Below are 17161 nucleotides of genomic sequence, written 5' to 3'. Positions count from 1 at the left end.
ACTCCTTGCCTTCTGTGGTTGAGTTCAGCCTTCATAGACTGTTACTAATATTCCACAGAAAAGGCTGGAGTAGGCGTGACTCGAGCAGGGTAATATTGGATGTTAGGTACGAAAGAGCTAATAGATTCAATCAATGACTTTCCCGAAAATCTCCACGATATCCGCGCGGAACGAATGCCCCACCAGCTTTTGAATTTCGGCATAGGCTTCCCGTTGGGACATCTCTTGCCTGTAGGAGCGCGGCGTCGTTAGCGCCAGGAATACTTCCACTAATCCTAGCATCTGCGATAGCAGCGGGATTTGGTCCCCAGCAAGCTGATACGGGTAACCGGTGCCGTCCACTTTTTCATGATGATACAGGAATGCCTTCTCCACCTCTTGAAAGTCAGGGATGCCTTCGCATAATTCCTTGGCCATGTAGCAGTGCTCCTGGACAACTTCGAATTCGAATTCGGACAGCTTGCCTTCCTTTTCGAACATATAATCCGGCAGCTTGACCCTGCTAACAAAATGCAGAAGCGACAGCAGATCAATCTCCCAGTCCTGTACGCTCATTCCCCCATAAGCCTTCACCAGTGATTTGAGCAGCATGCTCATCTCTCCGATTTCTTTCCGCGACGTCTGGGTTTTCCGCTCTCCAACGGGAATAAAACTTTGCAGAAGGTTAATCACCTGCTGTTTCTGCTGCTGGAAAGCCAAAGCTTCGACACGTTTTTTGAACTGGTTGCGTGAAACAAGGATGACTCCTCCCAAGATCGCACTTCCAAATGTATACACACCTCTGGTTATGGCAGCAATAATCGGTGAAATGTCTCCAACTATAACAGAAGTTGGCCCGAATATGGTGAGAAGCACGACGTACATCATAACAATGAGGCAGCCGTATACATATATTTTGGAATCTACCAGCAAACTAAGCAGAATGGGACAAAAGGCAATCGCCACCCACATGTGCCACAAGGACAAAGGGTTGTACAGCGTAGTCACGACAACAACAACGAAGATGATCATTGGAGATATGAGCTTTGTATACACATTCTCTTTGGGCAAGTTCTTTTGAATGACAAGAATTCCCCAACAGAAAAGCGACGCCGTGAGCGAAGTTACCATATAAAGATATGATTCCGAGTCTCGGATAACGAGCCAGTAGAGCATCCCGCCAATCGTGCATAGCGAAGCCATACTTGCGATGATGAACATCATCAGTTGATCGACGGGCTGATTCCCGAGGCGCTGCAAGTTCATATAAACGAACTCCTTTTGGAGGCTGGGTAGGTTCCGAACTCTTTGCCTTGGAAATAAGAAATTCCTTTCATAACCTCATCAATGGTCGACAATATGACCTCTGGGCTCGTATCCTTCATTAAATAACCGTCTACACCGGCTTGAAAAGCACGATAAATATCCTCACTTTCATCAAAAGCAGTCAGGATAATAATTTTCATCTGCGGATAGATGCTCTTAAGCGCCTTCGCACCTTCAATAATCGGAATGCCGGGCATTTTGAGATCCGTCAGCAGCAGATCCGGCACGATGGAGAGAGCGTGCTCAATCGCTTCACTGCCATTGGCAGCTTCGCCCATTACCGTGTAAGTGCCACAGCTGCCCAGCAGCATGCGGAGGCCTGCCCTTACGATGGAACTGTCGTCAGCAATAATGATTTTATACATAAGCTGTACTCCTTTCGCGCGGTATATATGCGGTAACTGTTGTTCCCATAGCCTCCTCAGATTGGAATGTAATTGAGCCATTCAAAGCTCTGATCCGGCTCTCCATACCGCCCAATCCAAACCTTCCCTCTTGATGCCTGTCCACGGACTTCATTCCGATTCCGTCATCCTTAATCATTACCGTCCATTGCACGCTCGTAACTTCAATCGTAACGTGAAGATGCTTCGCTTTTGCGTGTTTGATGACGTTATTGGCCGCTTCCTCCACCAAGTGATAAATCGCGCCTTCGACGTCCACCTGTTCTTGCGAAACCCAACCGATATGTTCAAAAATCGGCTTTACCCCCGTGTGCTCTGTGATGCGCTGCAGCATTTTTTCAATCGCGTAATGGAGATTCAGCGTTCTCTTTTCATCCTTAAGCTCGGTAATGAATTGCCGGATATCGCGGTGACTTTCTTTCACTTTCTTCTCGATCTCGGTTACGTAAGGGAGCATTTCATCGCGCGCATGTACAGGTAGGGCATTTTTCAACTGAAACAGCTGAATAGAAATAAAGAACAGCTCTTGTGTGATGCCGTCATGAATGTTTTGTGCAATCGTATTGCGCTCTATCGCGACCGCGGCCTCCTCTGCTTCCAGCAGCTCCTCGTCGCTGAAATGAATGGCTTCCAGCCTCATAAGAAGGAACTGGATGTACATTTTGTGCAGGATAGATAATTCATTTTTCTCCGCCTTCACCAACAGCCAACCATAGGATTTCCCGCCCCGATCGAGCAGCGTCTGGATGTACAGCGACTCTAGTTCACCTGTGGGTGATGGCAATTGGGCATACATCCTCTGACCGTGCAGCGATGTATTTTGCTTCATATAGTTCGTGAAATAGGTATGCTTCCAGCTCAGCGCTTTCTCGTTCTGTCTATCGCTTTCCATACAGAGAATGACTTCACGCTCATCCAAAATTTTCTTGAGCAGCCCTTCTAAATAAAGAATGCCCCCCTGCTTCCTCGGCTGTCGCGCCATAAAACGAGAGGAATAAATCATCACCAGCTTGCGGTATTGTTTACGTACTGCTTGGATGGTGTAATGTGCAAAACTTATCAAACAAAAGTAACCGAGAACAACAAAGCTATAATCAAAATGGTTCAGCAGATAGATGTACGCAGCCCTCTCAGAAGTCAGCGCAAAGATGAACGGGAGTAAAAGCGCATAACAAAAAGAGATCCGGTAATACCCCCGCCATGTCACGAACCGTTTGACCATTAATAGGCCGGTAAAACAGTAGATTAAGAACGGTGAGGACAACCCTCCTGTTAGCCAAAGCAGGTAAATCCCAAAACCGATATCAACAGCAGATGCTGCAATCGCGGCTTTTTTACCCATTTTAAAAAGATATAACAGACTGTAGGCCGTGTGAAAAAGAACCGCTGCCAACAACAATCCCGGCGTCACGTTCCCCGATTTGGTATAAATCAGGAGCCCCATCAACAGCAGCACCCATCTGCCTCCAAAAAATACATACAAGCTCGATTTGGTAGTTAGAAACATCGACAAATACTCCTAAACTTTATCAATTCTTAATGGTCTTTCGACTACATTTGTTATACAATGAAGCAGTCAACAACAATCATAGGTAAAAAGCACTAGGAAATTATACCTAGTTTTAGTATAGCATAGATCGCATCAATTTGGAGGGAAACCAATCGATGAATATGATTATCCTTGATGACCATCCGCTTGTTCGCAAAGGCATTTGTACCATTGTTTCATCTGGTCAGTTCATGAATATTGTTGGGGAAGCAGCGAATACGAAAGAAGCTCTAAGGCTTCTGGATCAGACAAACCCCGATCTTGTGCTCGTAGATTTAAATTTGGGAAATGAGAATGGCATCGATTTCATACAAGAGGCACGCAGGGCAGGACATGCTTGTAAATATATCATTTTGACTTCGTCCATCACGCAAAGTGAGCTTCAGCTCGCACAGTCCATGCAAATTGAAGGCGTCTGTTTAAAGGAAGCGTTTCCAGAAGATTTGTTGTACGGCATTGAAGTTGTCGCTCGCGGTCGTAAGTACTACGATCCGGTGTTGATGGGGTCGATCATGGAGCATAAATCAGGCAGGGAAAAGCAAGAGTTGTCTGAATTGACTCCCAAAGAACTTGAAGTGTTGATGTCGCTCGGTAAAGGCCGCTCGAACAAGGAAATCGCTAATGCCCTCTATATCACGGAGTTTACCGTCAAGAAGCACGTGAGCCAGGTTCTGGCCAAGTTAGAACTAGCGGATCGGACGCAAGCCGCTTTATATGCCTTGTCCAAAGGGTTGGTTCAATTCGAAATGCAGCGTTAATCGCCTATACATAAAAGAAGATCCGCCGGGATAACCCGCCGGATCTTTTTTTGGCTTTACAGGTCAAGAGGCTCAGCAATGCGATGCATCGGCAGCAGCGAAAAGACGGCATAACCTTTCACATCTTTGATGTGTACAGGACCCAACGAGGGGTCACGGCTATCCTTGCTTTCGCCCAAGTTGCGATTGTCTCCAACTACGAACAGGTAGCCGCTTGGAATCGTCTGTACGTCCATATTTTCCGACTTGCCGGCTGTGTACAGCTCAGGCAGCGGTGTTTCGTTGACGTAGATGACGCCATCTCGAATGAATACGCGATCGCCTTGAACGGCAATGACACGTTTAATTATGCTGAATTCTAACCGATCATCCTTGATTACAACCACATCGCCGTACTTTGGCGTTTTAAAAAATAGCGATACTTTATTCATCAGCAGAACATTGCCGCTTTGCAGCGTCGGATTCATGGAATTACCGGAAACCCTCGTCAGTCCTATCATGTTATTAATCAATATAAAGGCTAGAGAGAGCAGTAAAATGAATCGAACCCAACCCCAGAATTCACTTTTATGCTTAGTCGCTGCCGGCTTCTTACGTGCCAAAACTTCATCTGCCATGATACTTTCCCACCCTCGCTAACTTCTCGCTAAAATATGATTGATTGTACGTGACATGACTTACAATTGCATCCTATCGCTGTTGCCCATAGACATCCGAAATGACCGTTGGCGGTTGGATCTCCGGTTGTGTTGCAGGTGGTACTGAAGGTGGTACTACAGACGGTGGTGCTGCAGGCGGTATCGCTGGTGAACTAGGTGGCGGTGCTACCAAAATGATAGGCGGGCTCTGCGTGAACACCATAGCCGGCGGTACATAGCTGCCTGCTAATGAATCCATGGCATCTTTGGCGCTGTCGAGAATGGTTTGCAGCTTATCCAAAATTTGTTTACGGTCCTGCTCCGTTTTGACCTCCGTCCCGGCAAGCAGGCTTTGTGCATGCTGCTCGAGTGCCTGCAGATGAAGCTGTTTCTGCGTATCTGTGAAAGATTGAAGACTTCTAGTGGATGCTTCAAGTCGAAGCTGCAATTCTTTCTTTAACATTTCCTTCTGCGCATCCGTCTCTGATTTCATGGATTGATCCAATCCTTGGATGACCTGCTCCGTCTTCTTGTTAAACCAAGAAGCCATTGCGCCGGCAATATCCATATCCGCATAGGAAATCCCGGCGGACGCCGTGAGAACGACAGTTAAAGAAACAATTCCGGCTGCGACAATCCGCTTGGACTTCATCTTACGCTTCTTCTCATTTCTGCTCATCATGTCCATTCCTCCCTTTTCTCAAAGTAAGCGTATGGCCCCGAAACCGGGGCCCGTCCGCTTAAGGCATTTTATTATTTCAAACCGTTAAGTACGATGTTCTCCAGAGCTGTTTTACCAGATGCTTCAAGAGCGTCGCCTTTATCCGTAATTGTTTTAATGTTAGCTGCTTCCAGATCATCAGCAAGCTTTTGAAGTTCTGCCAATTTAGCTGCAATTTTAGCTGTTAAGTTATCTTTAATTTCTTTGGATGCTGCTGTTCTTTCTTGGCTCAGCAAGTTATTCAGCTCTGTTTTTGTCGTTTCAATTTTTGTAGTCAATGTCGCCGCTGCTTGCGTTTGCGTTGTTGCAACGCCAGCTTCCAGCGCATTCAAGGATTTTTTACCTTGCTCGTTTACATCGTGGATGATGTCTAGTTTGCCGGCAAATCCAAGGCCATCGATAACACCATTGTTAAAGGTGTTGGCATCACTTACGACTTTGTCGTACTCGCCAGGCATGTTAGCTACAATGCTTCCTTTTTTCGCGTCAATGGCATTGGAGTACGCCGTTACTTGACCGTTGATAGCACCTTGCGTTTGCGTCGTTTCTGTTGTGCCTGCTGTTTTTACATCATTCACAGCACCATTGTTGATCGCTTTGTAATCCGAAACCATCTTGTCGTTATTGGAAGCAACGAAGCTTGCAACGTCTCCAGCTACTAAAGCTTTTGTTACTTTAGTCGCGCTGTTATACCAGCTTTGAAGCTGTCCGCCAGCGTCTGTTGCTGCGAAAGCTGTTCCCATACCCGCTACTAATCCTGTTGCGATAACCCCAACTGCTAATTTACTTTTCAATGCTTTCATCGTTCATCAATCTCCCTTGGCATCATTTTATTTGTTGAATCATAATTCACAAAGATGGTCTACTTCCCTGATGTTAACGTTAATTCCTGAAGCAACTGAACAGCCAACTGATCTACTTCACGGTCCAGCTTCTCGTTCGAAGCAAGGACATACTTGTCAAATTGCGCTGGCCCTTCGGTCTTCGTCAGCTCTTCCGCTATGCTTTCAATTTGACTTGCGTAGTCTTGGCTAACCGCCTCTACGCGGTTCCTCGCTTGTTCGCTCTGAGCGTCCTGAACCTGCTTCAGTCTGGCGGCATTGCTTGAGAGCATCTCATCCGCTCCTGCTTGCATGGCTTGTCTGCTTTCGTTCAAAGCATGCATAGCTTTGCTGTCCACTTCGCTCTTGCCCGTCTGAAAACTCGCCTTGTACCAGTTTTGCAGCGGCAAACTTGCATCGGAGTAGGCATAGGCCGTACTCATGATGAGGAAAGTCGAGAGGCTCAATGAACCGATCATCACTTTTCGTTTTAAACGGATCATTGCGCTGCCCTGCCTCCTTCGTGTTCTGCACTTGCTTACAAATTTATTGTAGCTCAGCATACACTTTGCGCCTTCCCACACAAGAGTAATTTATTGCTGCTACATTAGTGGGGGGTCAATGGTATACTTTCGTACCAGATCGAAGAGAAACTTCATTTACAAGAATGAAGCGCCACGATACAATTCATCTGTAAACGATCTAACATACATGATTAGTGGAGGGTTTATTTTGAATTTATTAGAAGTGAACTATCTCGCTGTGCTTGTTGCTACAGTGGTCACGATGGTGCTCGGTTTCCTTTGGTATTCGCCCGTCTTATTCGGTCATGCATGGGCTAATCTGCGTAATGTGAAAATGGACGAGATGTCTGGAGGCGGCCCCCTCACCTACATCCTTACTGCATTAACCGCTCTTGGCGGTTGCTTTATTCTTGCTCTTCTGCTGACAATGGGCACTGAAACCACTTGGGTATCCGGACTTGCGGTCGGCGCGCTGATCGGTCTGAGTATCTCTCTGAAAATCGGCATGAATTACCTATTTGAAAACGCGAAGCTCCCGCTATACTTCATCACCGTCGGCTACCACCTGGTGGCCTATATCATCGGCGGCATCATTATAGGTGCTTGGCAAGGGTAGAAAAAACGATAAAGAGCCATCCCTTCGTGATCTTGCTTGCAAGATTGGGGGACAGCTCTTTTTTCTTTTTCCGTGATTCAATCACACCAAAGTGGTGTAATAAGGTAAGTCCCCAAGCCATATCGTGAACCCCTGCATATACTGGAGCAGGACCCTTTCTGGGAACACAACCTCCAGCTGAATCCAACAGCTGGACTATAACCTGTCTACGGTGGTATCTATGATGGAAAAACAACTTATAGCCGCAAAATATGACCTGCTCCACGTTCTTGGGCTAGCTTCCGAGGAAGACATCTACAATGCCCAATACAATGGGCTGTCACTGGCCGATATCGCTGAGGCGAATAAGGTCGATGTGCAAAAAGTAATTGATCTTCAGCTCGCTGAGCTCATCGAACAGCTTAATGAGCGCCTGTCCAGCGGCAGTATCACACCTGAGCAGTACTATGCTCAACAAGCTGAACTGCCCGAGATTATTATTAGAAGCGTCTACGCCTTATAATCACGCGAGAGCTGTCTCGAAAGTAGGGATTTCTACTTTTGAGACGGCTTTTTTCATGTTCATCGGCTCGCCAAGTAGCCATTGTTCAGTCATTTCCATGGCCAATAGCGGCTCTTGAGTCCGTTAGCCAACGGCTGTTGCTCACAGGTGCCAAGCTAGCGGTCGTATGAACTCCGCCAATAGTAGCCAAAGTAGCCAACTAGTTAAAGTGCCGGAGAACCCACCAATTGCAGCTTTGTCCACCAGTTTCACAACTAGTTAAAGTACCACGAACCCCACCCATAGCAGCTCATCCACCAGTCCCCCAAGTAGCCACCTTTCACCAGATTCACCCGGAACTCGCCCCCATCTGCAAATTTTCTCCACTTGTTGCAAACCCCTTTCTGTGTCACTATCAAAGAAAGCATTTTCTAGGATTGGAAAGGATTCCGAATATGAATTTTCAACAGCTTATCCCCCTCGTCCCGCTCATTGAGCAGATCGAAACCTGCAGCACCTCCCTTACACTCGGATGTCCAGCTGGCATGTACCAGCTTATTATTGTTCGTCGCGGTCATATAACGCTGCATCAAAATAACCAGGAACCATCGGTTTGTTCGCAAGCTTATGCTTGCCATCCCGAGCATGGTCCCTACACCATACAAGTTCCCAAAACCAAAACCGCCGAATACATCGTTATCACCTACAGGATGATACCTGACGGTTACCCATGGTCCTTGCATGGCCCTCTCACAACCTTGAGTGAAATCAAAATCCACTATATGTTGGACGAGCTGCTCCGGACAACGGAGGACATCCATCCACTGTCGGCAGAGGAAATAGCCGCTCAAACGATTCGCAAGCGCATGATGCTGGAGCGTATACTTTTCATCTATCTATATGAGTCTCATTTAACTCAGGATAAAAAGTCATCTAGCGAATCCATCGAGGAGATCCTTTCCTATATGAACGAGCATTATATGTTGGAGCTTTCGCTTCCGATGCTGGCTAGACGGGCAGGCATGAGTGTCGGCTATTTTACGGTTCTTTTTAAAAAACATACCGGGATGACGATGATGAATTACTTGTACACCCTGCGTATTGAGAAAGCAAAGCAAATGTTTCTTCACACCGATTTACTGGCCAAAGAAGTGGCAGGACGCGTCGGATTCATCGACTATTTCCATTTCAGCAAAGTATTCAAAAAGAAGACCGGCACCTCCCCGTCGGAATTCGTCGCCAATCAAAATTAATCTAATTATCAGACATGCTGATTATACAAATCAGACATGTCCTTACGCGGAAATTGAGCGTATTATTTCAAATGAGAATAATAATCATTGTCATGGGGGAGTCAACAAAATGAAACACTTTTTTACTCGTTTTAGCCTGCTCGCATTGATCACCGTGTTTGCACTGAGCCTAGCGGCTTGCGGCAAATCGACGAATACCGAAACTGCAGCAGCAACAACTACGCCTGCCGCAGCCAGCCAGAAACCAGCCGCTCAAGCGGACGGTAAAATCACCGTACAGGATGCTACAGGAACACTTGAACTGCCTAAGAAACCGGAACGCATCGTAGCTATGGAATTCGGATTCACGGACATCCTCGTCACACTAGGCGTACAGCCGGTTGGTGTTGCAGATGATGACAGCCCAGATCTGTTGATGGATTCTGTTAAAGCTCAACTCAAAACCTACAAATCCGTAGGGTCCCGTTACGAGCCAAACATTGAACTGATTTCCTCACTGAAACCAGATTTGATCATTGCTGACATCAACAAACATAAGAATGCCATCGCTCAACTTAAAGGTATTGCGCCTGTTCTCGTATTGGATGATTTCCAAGCGGACTACAATCAAATGCTGAAAAACGTAGGCATCATCGCCAAAGCTGTCGGTAAAGAAGAGGAAGGCAAGAAACGTCTGGCTGAACACCAAGCTAAGGTTGATGAGGTGAAAAAGAAACTAACCGCTACAAACCTTCGCGTACTTCCAGCGGTTGTGAATCCCAAAGGATTCTTCGCACACTCAGATCACGCTTACAGCGGTTCTTTCCTAGCGATGCTTGGTTACACAGATCCAGTTAAAAATGCTGCTGCCTACCCGCAAATTACACTTGAGCAGCTCGTAGAAGCAAATCCGCAAGTGCTATTCCTGATGCCAACGGAGAAAGAAACAATTGTTAAACAATGGGAAACAAATCCGCTATGGCAAAAAATTGATGCTGTAGCTAACAAGAAAGTATTTACTGTAGAGCGTCGTGACTGGTCTCTATCGCGCGGATTCCTCGGATCCGAGAAAATTCTTGATGATATCGTGAAGAATTTGGGGCAATAGTCCAATGAAGCCTATAACTGAGAAGCAGAGCCAGAAATGGCCTCTGCTCTTCCTATTTTCTGCCGCTGTTCTTGTGATGCTGATCGGCGTGATTTGCAACTTGAAATGGGGCCAGGCCTATGTCTCCTGGCGCACTTTGTACGAAGCGGTGACTTATCAGGGCAGCGACAAAGCCCATCTGTACATCCAAACGCTTCGCCTGCCACGCGCCATCATGGCGTGTATCGTTGGGATGCAGCTCGCTTTGGCCGGTATGTTGACTCAAATCACAACCAAAAACCCCCTGGCATCTCCGCATATATTCGGGATTAATGCCGGGGCGGCGTTAGCCGTTGTGATCGGGCTTGTTATTTTGCCCCATTTTGGAAACTTTGGGCTCATCGGCTTTGCCTTTGTCGGGGCCGCCCTGAGCGCGCTGCTGATCTGGTCGTTAGCGGGCGCAGGACGCCAGCAATATGTGCGCCTGGCGCTAGCCGGCATCACGATCCACTTCCTCATGTCCTCCTTGACGGAAGGTTTCATCATTATGAATCAGCATGCCACGGACAGCATGATTTTCTGGTTGGTCGGCTCCCTGAATCAAGCAGGGTGGTCGGATGTGCGAATCATCTTACCCTTCTTCATAGGGGGGATGGCGTTGTTCAGCCTTATGCTGCCAGCGTTCAAGCTGCTGCTGCTTGATGATGACATTGCGGCGGGCTTAGGCCAGCGTGTCAACATCGTGCGCGGCATCAGTATCGTGCTTGTGCTTCTGCTCGCCGGATCCGCCGTGGCCTTATGCGGCCCGATCGGCTTCATTTGTTTGCTTGTTCCACACATCGCCCGCGCGATGATTGGGCCGAACCTGCATATTCTAGGCCCGATGACGGCTCTGCTCGGAGGGATCCTACTTGTCTACGCCGACTTTCTCAGCAGATTCATTGCTTTTCCCTTCGAATCGCCGGTCGGTATTGTGACTGCGGTGATCGGTGCACCATATTTCATTTACTTGGCACGTAAGCAAGGAGGTGCGAAGTGAGAAAATACACAAACACCTCCTCCATCTCACTGATTGTGGCTTTAATTATCATGTTTGTATTAACGGCCCTGTATGTCCATGTAGGTGCTGTGCGCATTCCATTCGGCGATGTGTGGTCCGGGTTAACAGATGCACAAAGCCAGTCATACTTCATCGTGCATCAAGTCCGCTTGCCCCGCGTGTTAGTTGCGATTTTAGCGGGCTTCGGGCTAGCCGCCGGCGGCGTCATTCTGCAAGGCTTAGTGCGAAATCCGCTGGCCAGCCCTGATGTCGTGGGAATTACGAAAGGGGCCGGCTTCATGGCGGCAGCGGTGCTCTTTCTATTCCCCAAATCGCCAAGCTACGTCTTGCCGATTGCGGCTTTCGCCGGCGCCTTCCTGGCCTTCCTGCTTTTGCTACTGCTCAGCCGCCGGTTAACGCTCAGCCCCTCCACATTAGCCTTGGTGGGCGTAGCATTCGGTACTGTGTTCCAAGCTGGCACACAGTACTTGATTGTCAGGCACCCCAGCGATATCAACATGGCGCTGCTCTGGCTCTCCGGCAGCTTATGGAGCCGCAGCTGGCACGATGTCTACACCCTGCTGCCGTGGATCGCAGTGCTCCTGCCCATCGTGTGGGCGAACTTTACGAAGCTGAATGTATTTCTGCTTGGCGATGACATCACCGCTTCGCTGGGCCTCAACATCGTGAAGCAGCGTTTCCTGCTGCTGCTTCTTGCCGTTGCTTTGGCCGGCATCTCCGTGTCGGCGGTTGGCGCGATCGGCTTCATCGGGCTGATCGCCCCACACATCGCGCGCAGCCTCGTCGGCAGCCGGCATCAGTGGCTGATCCCGTTGGCGGCTGTCATCGGCGCGGATTTGATGCTGCTCGGCGACCTCCTCGGCCGCATCATCATCCTCCCGCGGGAAGTGCCTGTAGGGATCATGACGGCCGTGATCGGCGCGCCGTATTTTATTTACCTGCTGCGCAAGGAACGTCTGCGCAACAAATAAAGGGGCTTTCCCAGGAGGTCAGATATGACCCTTCTGGGAAGCCCCTTTTCAATTTTACAAACTATATGCGATAATCGTCGTTTCTCCAGCTCTTGATGGATTTCTTAATCGTATCCGATGACCATTGCCCGTCAGCCGCCTTCTGGCATAGAGCAGGAAACTCTTCGTCGGAGGCGAAGCGCAGCGCAGCGATCTGACCCACTGTTAATCTCGAATCCAGCAGCTTTTGAGTTAACACATAGTGCCTGAGATTCTCTTCTGCACGAATCGCACGATCCTGCGCTTTCAACGGATAGGTACGAATCAGCAGAAATACAATGATCACAATGATAGAAATGAGTAGAAAAAGAAAGGAAGGCAGCAATTGATCCCCTGATTGCAAGGATCTAATTAACTCTACGATCGACGCAACCAGTAGAATTAACGCTAACAAAGAGAACACATAATGAAACAATGGATGCATTCTGCGGTGATTGGCATACGTTTGTTCGCCGTTCTTCATGATTTCCCCACAATCTCATCAATCTCGCTTTTCAAAAGCAAGTAGCGATGTACACTTCTCATAATTGGCACCTTGGTTAAATTGTTTTTGTCTACATATTGCTTCATCTGATCCTTGGTCAGACCTAGCGATTTCCCAGCTTCCATCACCGTTAATACAACTTCATTACTTGTCGCGTTGAACGTTGTTTTCACTTTTTGATTCCAATCCTCAAATACCTGCATGTCCGAAGCAACACCCTTCTGTTCCAATCCTTTCATTATAGCACAGAAGTACGCAGACAAAGCATCCATTTGTAGGATGCAATCTTACTTACCGTCATCATCACTCAAAAGCTCCAGCAATGCCTGCGGCAGCGCAAACTGCTGATTGTTAATGACGATCTTATTGAGCGCGTCACTGGCCAAAATGTCGGACGTCTGCTCTTCTTTAATTTCTTCGATTTCCGCATGCAGACGCTCCATTTGCAGATCAAGTGCAGATGCTGCCACGGCGGCTTGTCTAAGTTCTTCCAGCAATCGCGCTGGCACAGCTTGATTACCTTCATTGAACTTATAAAATATCTTATGCTCCAGACTGGCCCAAAAGTCCATCGCGATGGTGCGAATTTGAATTTCAATACATACGCTTTCTTGCCGATCCGTCAAATGCACCGGCACTTCAACCAGCAAATGAAGACTTTGATAGCCATTCGGTTTCGGATGCTTGATGTAGTCTTTCTCCCCCAGCACCTTCAGGTCGCTTTGGTTTTTGAGCATATTGGAGATGGCATAGATGTCCGAGACGAATGAGCATGTAATCCGCATGCCGGCAATATCCTTCACACATGCTTTGATCCCGTCAAAAGACATGTCCCCTCCCTTCCTGCTGAGCTTATGAAAAATACTCTCAGGCGATTTCAAGCGGGATTTGGTATGCTCGATAGGATTATATTCATGCAGCATCTCGAATTCCTGCACTAAGATTTCTACGCGGGTTTCCATGGCGTCCAAAGCGAATTTGTACGTCATCATAAACCTTGTAATTTCGTGCTTAAATCGTTTCAAATCATTCATAGAAAGTTGAGTCATCATGGCAGTTCCATCCTTTAGTCGTGGTTATTTTACCAGTCTTATCTAGTGTAAAGTACGAAAGCTCCGTGAGCAAATTTTGGTGTTCGTATTGACACTTTGCGCGGTCGCTTGATATAGTACATTTATCATATTTCGAGCGAAAACTTACGTTGGGAAGCACCCGTAGGGATAGGCTAATGCCTATTCTTGCAGGTGCTTTTTTTGTCTTTCCTCGAAAATTAAGGAGGCTTGTATCTGAACCCATTCACTTTACTTTTCGCCGCTTTAGTTCTATTCTCAGCCCTTCCGGGGGTGGCGTCTGCAGCAGCTCCGTTCAACTTCACGGCCGGACTCCTGGATAAAACGCTAGCCGCTTCCACCCAAGCTCAAACCAATCGTATTCACGCTTTGCAAGATGAGCTGCTCACCCTTCAGAAGCAGGAACAGGAATGGGATCATTCAATTACGCTGCAGCACAACCAGAATAATGAGGCACTGACAGCACTAAGCAAACAGGCTAAAGCAATGGACGCTGCTCAACTGGCCAAGCTGGAAGAGGATGTTTTGCGAACAAGGGAGCGCTACAAACCATTATTATCCCGTTACACCGCAATTAATAAACAAATCGAAGACGTGCGGCCTCTCAAAAACAAAAGCTTGAACACCATGCTCCGCCTTCAGGCCACGGCTTTGAAAATTCCCGCCCAACTAGCGCGTGCAGACATTCAATCGAAGGAGAAAGCCCACCGGGCTGCCAAGGATAAAGCCTCCAAAGCAACGAAAGGCATACGTGAACGTCTCGATGACATCAATCCGACTAACGTGCAGATAAAGGCCAAAATGAGCGCTGCCCAATCCTCTCGCAAAAGCCTGTCACCGCTATGGAGCGCTTTTAAAAAAAGCGCCAAGAAAGGGGATGCGATCGGAGTCCAAAGTACCCTAAGCTCGATGGTTTCCCTCCTGCGTCAAATCAATGACGAGAAGCAGCGAATCTATAAGCTGGAGACCTCCGTCCGCGATAAGCTAGCCACTATAAAAAAAGACACCGGTTAAGGTGCCTCTGTTACATTCATTTATTTAATAGGCAAATTTGTTCCTCAATGACTGAAAAACACAATCTGAATAAAGAACAGCACCGCAAATAGATAAAAAATCGGATGCACATCGCTTCTTTTTCCGCGTAGCAGCTTTAATACCGGATATACGATAAATCCGATGCCAATTCCGGTTGCAATACTATAAGTCAAGGGCATCAACACCACGATTAGAAAAGCCGGAAAGGCTTCCTCCAAGTCCTGCCACTCTATTTTACGCAGCACATTCATCATAAGGAAACCGACGATAATTAATGCAGGCGCAGTAATCGCCGGAATGCTGGCAAGCACAGCAATGATTGGCGAGAAGAACAAGGTTAAGGCCAGCAAGACGCACACCGTGATCGCCGTCAGTCCGGTTCTCCCGCCTACTGCAACGCCGGAACTGGACTCAATATACGCGGAGGTGGGACTCGTTCCAAGCAAGGCCCCTGTCGAGGTCCCTATCGCATCGGCCAGCAGCGCGCCTCTTGAGCGCGGAAATTTATTGTCCTTGAGAAGCCCCGCTTGCTCGGCAACCCCAAGCATCGTTCCCGTTGTATCAAATAACGTAATCAGTAAAAATGTAAAAATGACAGCGTACATCCCGCCCGAAAAAACACCACTGATGTCTAGCTGAAAAGCCGTCGCAGACAGCCCTGTTGGCGCTGCAACGAATGTCTCCGGCATAGTCAACAGTCCCATAATCCAAGCCAATACAGCGGTAATCAACATGCCGAAGAACAAAAAGCCACGCACCTGATAAGCCATCAGGATCAGCGAGACGATAAGGCCAATGATCGTCAATGCGGTCATGGGTTCTCTAAGATCTCCTAATGTTAGAAGCGTTGAGGGAGAAGCTACGATGACCTTGGCATTTTGCAGGCCGATAAATGTGATAAACAAGCCGATCCCCGCAGTGATGGCATGCTTCAAGCTTGTAGGAATCGCGTCCAGCAGCATATATCGGAAAGAAGTCAATGATAACACAATGAACAAGACTCCGGCGACAAAAACAGCACCAAGCGCAGTCTGCCAACTGACACCGCTTCCTCCTACGACGCTAAAAGCAAAATACGCATTCAACCCCATTCCCGGCGCAAGTACAATCGGGTAATTCGCAAAAAGCCCCATAATCAGCGTCGCCACAATGCTTGCCAACACCGTCGCAATGAACACCCCGTGGAAATCCATCCCCGCCTTGCTTAGAATCCCCGGGTTCACAATCACAATATAAACCATTGTCAAAAACGTCGTGACCCCTGCCATGAGTTCCGTCGGCACCGTTGTGCCCCGTTCTTTCAATTTAAACATTGCTGATGACCTCCAACCAACGGGATTTGTTTTTTATTCTTCCCTTTGTTTGGAACCTTAGTAATCATTTTTCTCCATTGACAGCGCTGCCAAGCGGGGATACAATTGGCAATAAACAACAAGAATCCAACAACATTCACACAATAAACAACACTAAGTTATCATGAAACAACAATGCCTACGCGCTAAGGAGGCTTCATCCATGAAGGTTCATTTTCTGGGAACAGCGGCATATGAGGGCGTCCCCTCGCTCTTCTGCCAATGTCTCACCTGCAAACAAGCCCGCGAACGCGGAGGAAAAAATATTCGTTCCCGCACTTCCGTCATGTTTGATCATGACTTGAAGGTCGACTTTCCGCCCGATACCTTAATGCACTCGCTGCAGTACAGAATCGATATGAACAGCGTAAAGGATCTGCTCATCACCCACTCACACTCAGACCATCTATATGCTGAGGATATGGCCATTCGCGCGAAAGGCTACGCCCAATCAGGCGAAGAAACCATGCATGTTTACGGACATGACCTTCCATTCCGCCTCATCTTTCAAGCACTGAATGGACTGAAGCACAACTATCAATTCCACCGTGTGATTCCGTTCCAGCCTGTAGAGACGCAAACGGCGACCATCGTTCCGCTGCTGGCTGATCATGATCCTCTCGAAACCTGCTTGCTCTATTCCATCGAGAAGAATGGGAAAACCATCTTGTATGGCAACGACAGCGGGTGGTTCCCGGATGAAACGTGGGCTTGGCTGAAGAATAAGCAGTTCGACTTGGTTATCCTGGAATGCACAACAGGCCGAGTGGGGCACAGAAACAACCATATGAACGTGGATGCCGTACTCGAAACGAAAACATGGATGGATGAAGTCGGCGTATTGAAGCCGGGTGCACAAATCTACGTGACACACTTCTCTCATAATGCGGGGCTTCTGCATGAGGATTTGGTTGACATTTTTCAGCCTCATGGGATTGAGGTTGCTTATGACGGTTTAATTGTGGAGCTCTAGCTGTCATTCGGCTTTACGCGGATTATCGTTCTCTTACATAA

The 17161-nt window shown here is 47.8% G+C and carries 20 protein-coding genes; 9 read left to right on the top strand and 11 right to left on the bottom strand.

What is annotated here, in order from left to right:
• Positions 1–126: 126 nt before the first annotated feature.
• Genes ACKTT9_RS01670 through ACKTT9_RS01660 form a run of 3 tightly spaced genes read right to left on the bottom strand, consistent with a single transcriptional unit; the run spans position 127 to position 3216 of the window.
• On the bottom strand, positions 127–1245 hold the full coding sequence (locus ACKTT9_RS01670) for an HD-GYP domain-containing protein (protein WP_407870250.1): 1119 nt from the start codon (positions 1243–1245) through the stop codon (positions 127–129).
• Positions 1242–1670, bottom strand: coding sequence for a response regulator transcription factor (locus ACKTT9_RS01665; protein WP_407870249.1), 429 nt, complete (start codon positions 1668–1670; stop codon positions 1242–1244). Before ACKTT9_RS01665 ends, ACKTT9_RS01670 begins: the two co-directional genes overlap by 4 nt.
• Positions 1663–3216 (bottom strand): sensor histidine kinase, encoded by a 1554-nt coding sequence (locus tag ACKTT9_RS01660; protein WP_407870248.1) that lies wholly within the window; start codon positions 3214–3216, stop codon positions 1663–1665. Before ACKTT9_RS01660 ends, ACKTT9_RS01665 begins: the two co-directional genes overlap by 8 nt.
• Before the next feature lie 158 nt (positions 3217–3374).
• On the opposite strand from ACKTT9_RS01660, the gene ACKTT9_RS01655 reads away from it, so the two are divergent.
• Positions 3375–4016 (top strand): response regulator transcription factor, encoded by a 642-nt coding sequence (locus ACKTT9_RS01655; RefSeq protein ID WP_315955064.1) that lies wholly within the window; start codon positions 3375–3377, stop codon positions 4014–4016.
• Between the two features lie 56 nt (positions 4017–4072).
• Here the strand turns inward: ACKTT9_RS01655 and lepB are convergent, their stop codons facing one another.
• From lepB to ACKTT9_RS01635, 4 genes are all read right to left on the bottom strand, one after another.
• The gene (lepB, locus tag ACKTT9_RS01650) at positions 4073–4633 is read right to left on the bottom strand and encodes a signal peptidase I (protein ID WP_407870247.1); all 561 of its coding nucleotides are present in this window, start codon (positions 4631–4633) and stop codon (positions 4073–4075) included.
• Between the two features lie 73 nt (positions 4634–4706).
• Positions 4707–5336, bottom strand: coding sequence for a hypothetical protein (locus ACKTT9_RS01645; RefSeq protein WP_407870246.1), 630 nt, complete (start codon positions 5334–5336; stop codon positions 4707–4709).
• A 71-nt stretch (positions 5337–5407) separates the two neighbouring features.
• Positions 5408–6178 carry a hypothetical protein gene (locus tag ACKTT9_RS01640; RefSeq protein WP_407870245.1) on the bottom strand — a complete coding sequence of 257 codons (771 nt, stop codon included), beginning with the start codon at positions 6176–6178 and terminating at the stop codon, positions 5408–5410.
• Between the two features lie 59 nt (positions 6179–6237).
• On the bottom strand, positions 6238–6699 hold the full coding sequence (locus ACKTT9_RS01635) for a hypothetical protein (protein ID WP_407870244.1): 462 nt from the start codon (positions 6697–6699) through the stop codon (positions 6238–6240).
• 118 nt (positions 6700–6817) lie between these two features.
• Between ACKTT9_RS01635 and ACKTT9_RS01630 the strand changes: the two genes are divergently transcribed.
• The 6 genes from ACKTT9_RS01630 (at position 6818) to ACKTT9_RS01605 (ending at position 12167) form a co-directional block, all read left to right on the top strand.
• Positions 6818–7336, top strand: a complete 519-nt coding sequence (locus tag ACKTT9_RS01630) for a DUF1761 domain-containing protein (RefSeq protein ID WP_407870243.1) — start codon at positions 6818–6820, stop codon at positions 7334–7336.
• Between the two features lie 220 nt (positions 7337–7556).
• Positions 7557–7838 carry a hypothetical protein gene (locus ACKTT9_RS01625; protein ID WP_407870242.1) on the top strand — a complete coding sequence of 94 codons (282 nt, stop codon included), beginning with the start codon at positions 7557–7559 and terminating at the stop codon, positions 7836–7838.
• 434 nt (positions 7839–8272) lie between these two features.
• Positions 8273–9070, top strand: a complete 798-nt coding sequence (locus tag ACKTT9_RS01620; protein WP_407870241.1) for a helix-turn-helix domain-containing protein — start codon at positions 8273–8275, stop codon at positions 9068–9070.
• A 109-nt stretch (positions 9071–9179) separates the two neighbouring features.
• Positions 9180–10157 carry a Fe(3+) dicitrate ABC transporter substrate-binding protein gene (locus ACKTT9_RS01615; RefSeq protein ID WP_407870240.1) on the top strand — a complete coding sequence of 326 codons (978 nt, stop codon included), beginning with the start codon at positions 9180–9182 and terminating at the stop codon, positions 10155–10157.
• 4 nt (positions 10158–10161) lie between these two features.
• Entirely contained in the window at positions 10162–11175 is a 1014-nt protein-coding gene (locus ACKTT9_RS01610; RefSeq protein ID WP_407870239.1) for a FecCD family ABC transporter permease, read from the top strand.
• Between the two features lie 50 nt (positions 11176–11225).
• Positions 11226–12167 carry a FecCD family ABC transporter permease gene (locus tag ACKTT9_RS01605; RefSeq protein ID WP_407872937.1) on the top strand — a complete coding sequence of 314 codons (942 nt, stop codon included), beginning with the start codon at positions 11226–11228 and terminating at the stop codon, positions 12165–12167.
• A 61-nt stretch (positions 12168–12228) separates the two neighbouring features.
• Here the strand turns inward: ACKTT9_RS01605 and ACKTT9_RS01600 are convergent, their stop codons facing one another.
• The 3 genes from ACKTT9_RS01600 to ACKTT9_RS01590 all read right to left on the bottom strand — a co-directional run bounded on the left by ACKTT9_RS01600 (position 12229) and on the right by ACKTT9_RS01590 (position 13742).
• Positions 12229–12669 (bottom strand): DUF6526 family protein, encoded by a 441-nt coding sequence (locus tag ACKTT9_RS01600; protein WP_407870238.1) that lies wholly within the window; start codon positions 12667–12669, stop codon positions 12229–12231.
• Positions 12666–12893: a DNA-binding protein gene (locus tag ACKTT9_RS01595; RefSeq protein WP_127457084.1), complete on the bottom strand. Its 228-nt coding sequence runs from the start codon at positions 12891–12893 to the stop codon at positions 12666–12668. The genes ACKTT9_RS01600 and ACKTT9_RS01595 overlap by 4 nt, the downstream gene beginning before the upstream one ends.
• Before the next feature lie 84 nt (positions 12894–12977).
• On the bottom strand, positions 12978–13742 hold the full coding sequence (locus tag ACKTT9_RS01590) for a GTP pyrophosphokinase family protein (protein ID WP_407870237.1): 765 nt from the start codon (positions 13740–13742) through the stop codon (positions 12978–12980).
• Between the two features lie 228 nt (positions 13743–13970).
• Here ACKTT9_RS01590 and ACKTT9_RS01585 point away from each other — a divergent pair, with 228 nt between their 5' ends.
• Positions 13971–14774 (top strand): hypothetical protein, encoded by an 804-nt coding sequence (locus ACKTT9_RS01585; protein WP_407870236.1) that lies wholly within the window; start codon positions 13971–13973, stop codon positions 14772–14774.
• Positions 14775–14818: 44 nt separating this feature from the next.
• Here ACKTT9_RS01585 and ACKTT9_RS01580 read toward each other — a convergent pair whose 3' ends face one another.
• Complete coding sequence (locus ACKTT9_RS01580; RefSeq protein ID WP_407870235.1) at positions 14819–16108, bottom strand: NCS2 family permease; 1290 nt, start codon at positions 16106–16108, stop codon at positions 14819–14821.
• 202 nt (positions 16109–16310) lie between these two features.
• On the opposite strand from ACKTT9_RS01580, the gene ACKTT9_RS01575 reads away from it, so the two are divergent.
• Positions 16311–17120, top strand: coding sequence for an MBL fold metallo-hydrolase (locus ACKTT9_RS01575; protein WP_407870234.1), 810 nt, complete (start codon positions 16311–16313; stop codon positions 17118–17120).
• Positions 17121–17161: the final 41 nt, after the last annotated feature.

It is taken from the genome of Paenibacillus sp. P36, from assembly GCF_045866505.1.
Lineage (GTDB): Bacteria > Bacillota > Bacilli > Paenibacillales > NBRC-103111 > Paenibacillus_E > Paenibacillus_E chondroitinus.
This window is presented reverse-complemented; position numbering and strand designations above follow the sequence as displayed.

Bases quoted from the DNA above. Each gene is read 5' to 3' on its own strand.
- ACKTT9_RS01670 (WP_407870250.1), bottom strand. From the start codon at position 1,245: ATGAACTTGCAGCGCCTCGGGAATCAGCCCGTCGATCAACTGATGATG.
- ACKTT9_RS01665 (WP_407870249.1), bottom strand. From the start codon at position 1,670: ATGTATAAAATCATTATTGCTGACGACAGTTCCATCGTAAGGGCAGGC.
- ACKTT9_RS01660 (WP_407870248.1), bottom strand. From the start codon at position 3,216: ATGTTTCTAACTACCAAATCGAGCTTGTATGTATTTTTTGGAGGCAGA.
- ACKTT9_RS01655 (WP_315955064.1), top strand. From the start codon at position 3,375: ATGAATATGATTATCCTTGATGACCATCCGCTTGTTCGCAAAGGCATT.
- lepB (WP_407870247.1), bottom strand. From the start codon at position 4,633: ATGGCAGATGAAGTTTTGGCACGTAAGAAGCCGGCAGCGACTAAGCAT.
- ACKTT9_RS01645 (WP_407870246.1), bottom strand. From the start codon at position 5,336: ATGATGAGCAGAAATGAGAAGAAGCGTAAGATGAAGTCCAAGCGGATT.
- ACKTT9_RS01640 (WP_407870245.1), bottom strand. From the start codon at position 6,178: ATGAAAGCATTGAAAAGTAAATTAGCAGTTGGGGTTATCGCAACAGGA.
- ACKTT9_RS01635 (WP_407870244.1), bottom strand. From the start codon at position 6,699: ATGATCCGTTTAAAACGAAAAGTGATGATCGGTTCATTGAGCCTCTCG.
- ACKTT9_RS01630 (WP_407870243.1), top strand. From the start codon at position 6,818: ATGGTATACTTTCGTACCAGATCGAAGAGAAACTTCATTTACAAGAAT.
- ACKTT9_RS01625 (WP_407870242.1), top strand. From the start codon at position 7,557: ATGATGGAAAAACAACTTATAGCCGCAAAATATGACCTGCTCCACGTT.
- ACKTT9_RS01620 (WP_407870241.1), top strand. From the start codon at position 8,273: ATGAATTTTCAACAGCTTATCCCCCTCGTCCCGCTCATTGAGCAGATC.
- ACKTT9_RS01615 (WP_407870240.1), top strand. From the start codon at position 9,180: ATGAAACACTTTTTTACTCGTTTTAGCCTGCTCGCATTGATCACCGTG.
- ACKTT9_RS01610 (WP_407870239.1), top strand. From the start codon at position 10,162: ATGAAGCCTATAACTGAGAAGCAGAGCCAGAAATGGCCTCTGCTCTTC.
- ACKTT9_RS01605 (WP_407872937.1), top strand. From the start codon at position 11,226: ATGTTTGTATTAACGGCCCTGTATGTCCATGTAGGTGCTGTGCGCATT.
- ACKTT9_RS01600 (WP_407870238.1), bottom strand. From the start codon at position 12,669: ATGAAGAACGGCGAACAAACGTATGCCAATCACCGCAGAATGCATCCA.
- ACKTT9_RS01595 (WP_127457084.1), bottom strand. From the start codon at position 12,893: ATGCAGGTATTTGAGGATTGGAATCAAAAAGTGAAAACAACGTTCAAC.
- ACKTT9_RS01590 (WP_407870237.1), bottom strand. From the start codon at position 13,742: ATGATGACTCAACTTTCTATGAATGATTTGAAACGATTTAAGCACGAA.
- ACKTT9_RS01580 (WP_407870235.1), bottom strand. From the start codon at position 16,108: ATGTTTAAATTGAAAGAACGGGGCACAACGGTGCCGACGGAACTCATG.
- ACKTT9_RS01575 (WP_407870234.1), top strand. From the start codon at position 16,311: ATGAAGGTTCATTTTCTGGGAACAGCGGCATATGAGGGCGTCCCCTCG.